We start from the raw sequence: 2,925 nt of genomic DNA, 5'->3' as shown, positions 1-2,925 counted from the left end.
TATTCTGTTCGTTGATTTTCCATCAATTGGTTGAAAACAGTGGTCAAAATATTTTTAGACACATCATCTTTAACGGAATGTTCAATAATACTTTGAACCTCTTCGTTGTTCAGTGTAAAATGTACTTGGGTCATGTAACGTCCTCCTGGGTATGTTTTTAGTGGTTAAAAACATTGTACCGTAAAAGGGCTGTTACATGGCCTTTTAACTTTTACACAATTATATGGACTTTATCTGTGATTTTGAAGAAATTTATGTTATTGCTTTTAAAGAAAGGCAACACAAATAAACCCTGAAAAGACTATTCAAAAAAATCTCAATCAGCTTTTAAGTCAGGATTTATATGCACTTCATAAGGTTTTTCTTTTGTCCAAACCGCAAAGATAATATTGACCAGTTTCCGACACACAGCTCCCACAGCTGTTCCATGATGCTTTCCACGCTTTCGTAAGTTCTGGTAATAAAGAGACAACGCTGGATCACGATTAGATGCGATAAAGGCCCGCTTGCCAAATGGCTCTCCGAAGATAAGGAGATCCGCGCTTAGAGAGTTTGTTCCTGGTGCCTGTAAAATCACCAGATTGATGAACAGAAGCGTCTAAGCCCGCAAAGGCGAGTAGTTGGTTGGGACGTTCAAAGCGATGAATGTCTCTGATTTCAGAGAGGATCACCGCGGCTGTGACGGGGCCAATGCCTGTAATGGTGGTGAGATATTGGTCTTGAGCGGCAACTAATTCAGCCATTTCATCTTCAATCGTTTCTAATTGTTCTTCTAAAAGAAGAATCTGCTGAAGTAATAATTGAATCTGAAGTTTATAGACATCGGTTGCTACTCGAATTCCAAAGGAATCTTGAGCCAATTCTCTGAGTTGATGGACTTTTTCTGTTGATTTTTCGATGGTTAAACGACCATTGCTGGCTTCATTGAGAAGATCAATCAACTTCTGAGCATCTATCTCAAGTAAATCTTCAGGTAGAGGCGATTGGAGTAAGAGTTGAGTCGACGACTTTCCAAACATATCTGAAAAGAGTGTCTCATACTCAGGAAACACTTGATCTAAAGAAGCAATCACTTTTCTTTTGAGGTCAGAAGTCTGATTGACAAGACTGTAACGAAAACGGGAAAGCTGCTTTAACGCACGATGTCTTCAGAAGGCAAGTACGTTTGATCAGGCAAGTCCATTCGAACCACTTGGGCGATTAACACGGCATCAATGGTATCTGTTTTCGTTTTGCGGATATAAAAGTTGCGTAAGGAGTCGGATTGAATGGGGTTAAAAGGAATCACTTTAAACTCTAAAGCAGTTAAAAATGAGAACACCGAAAGCCAATAATGACCCGTGGCTTCCAGACCGATCAATGAATTATCTGGTAATAAGTCATGGTCGTTGATGAATTGTAGTAGTTTTTCACTGCCGGCTTTCGTGTTACTAAACCGAATAGGTTTCCCTATAGGCTGTCCTTGCTCATCAATAATCGCAGCTTCATGGTTTCGTTTACCAATATCAATACCTACAAAAAACATAAGAATCAACCTTTCTATACAAAATTTAGATAGGGTTATCCTCTTCGCTCTAGGGACGATATAGCCTCGTGTGAGATTCAGAAACAATGTTCTATCCAGCTCATACATATACTGTCCGTAGAGAAGAGGCGTCAGTCTATATGTGGAAGATTAGGCTTCAAGGAGGTTGACTACGATCTCTATCTGTACGAAACAATTATAACTCATAAGAGTTATAGGTTTAAGTCAGCCTTGAGTGACTAATATAAAAAAATAGTGTAAATAAGATTAGCCAATTAAGACTAATCTTATTATACGAGGAGGTATACAATGTTTAAAGAAATTAATATACCTACACGTACAATTATGACGCCAGGCCCTGTAGAAGCCCATCCAGTAGTGTTGCGTGCAATGTCTGCAGGTATCTTAGGGCAATTTGACCCAGAGTTTACACGCTTAATGGATGAAATTAAAGAAATGTTGAAAGAGCACTTCTAAGCACCAAACGGTCATACGTTAGCTGTGGATGGTTCTTCACGCTCAGGTTTAGAGGCAGGTTTACTTGCTTTAATCGAAAAAGGCGATAAAGTTCTCATTCCGGCGTATGGTCGATTCGCTTATCTACTAGCAGAAATTGCAGAGCGTGCGGGAGCAGAAGTTATACTTTATGAAAAAGAGTGGGATGGGCCTTTTCTTCAAGAAAGTATTATAGATAAAATTAAAGAAACTCAACCTAAATTAGTTGCGATGGTACATGGTGAAACGGCGAGTGGCCAGGTTCAAGAGTTGGATCAAATCGGCAAATACTGTCAGGAAAATGATGTGTTATTTATGGTTGATATGGTCGCAACTTTTGGTGGAATGCCAACAAAAGTGGAAGAGTGGGGAGTTGACTTAGCGGTTGCAGGTACACAAAAGTGTGTAAGTGTTCCAGCAGGGTTAGCCTTTGTAGCATGGAGCGATCGCGCCGACCAAATTATTGAATCGCGCTTTCAAAAAGAGCTAGGTTTAGGTGCTGAAGCTAGAAATGAAAGATTTATTCTAAGTAATTATTTAGATTTATCTCAATTAAAAGTATATTGGTCTGATACACCTATTAATCACCATACTGAAGCGACCAATTTAATCTATGCAGCTCACGCTGGTTTACGTATGCTGTTGGAAGAAGGTATGGATAATGTCTATTATCGTCACAAGTTAAATGAGAAGGCTCTTATAGCAGGCCTTACTGCGATGGGTCTAAAGTTGTACGGGAATTTAGAGACTAAGTTGCCAACAGTGAATGCTGTTTTGATACCTAAAGGTGTCGATGCGAATGAAGTGAAAAAATTTATGCTAGATCAATTTGGGGTTGAAATCGCAGGAAGTTTTGGACCTTTAGTTGGAAAAGTCTTACGCATTGGTAACATGGGTTATTCAAG

The 2,925-nt window shown here is 39.4% G+C and carries 3 protein-coding genes and 1 pseudogene; 1 reads left to right on the top strand and 3 read right to left on the bottom strand.

Translation table 11 applies throughout. The features are described from left to right. The 3 genes from BLR79_RS08970 to BLR79_RS09250 form a co-directional block, all read right to left on the bottom strand. On the bottom strand, positions 1 to 134 hold a 134-nt coding region (locus BLR79_RS08970; RefSeq protein ID WP_010717292.1), incomplete at its 3' end, for a transposase. A 351-nt stretch (positions 135 to 485) separates the two neighbouring features. After that, positions 486 to 1,073: an IS110 family transposase gene (locus BLR79_RS09255; protein ID WP_234970880.1), complete on the bottom strand. Its 588-nt coding sequence runs from the start codon at positions 1,071 to 1,073 to the stop codon at positions 486 to 488. Between the two features lie 59 nt (positions 1,074 to 1,132). Continuing rightward, positions 1,133 to 1,525, bottom strand: a complete 393-nt coding sequence (locus BLR79_RS09250) for an IS110 family transposase (protein ID WP_234970879.1) — start codon at positions 1,523 to 1,525, stop codon at positions 1,133 to 1,135. Between the two features lie 309 nt (positions 1,526 to 1,834). On the opposite strand from BLR79_RS09250, the pseudogene BLR79_RS08580 reads away from it, so the two are divergent. Continuing rightward, positions 1,835 to 2,925 (top strand): annotated as a pseudogene (locus BLR79_RS08580) (pyridoxal-phosphate-dependent aminotransferase family protein); the annotation flags it as partial.

The organism is Dolosicoccus paucivorans, assembly GCF_900100125.1.
Taxonomy (GTDB): domain Bacteria; phylum Bacillota; class Bacilli; order Lactobacillales; family Aerococcaceae; genus Dolosicoccus; species Dolosicoccus paucivorans.
This window is presented reverse-complemented; position numbering and strand designations above follow the sequence as displayed.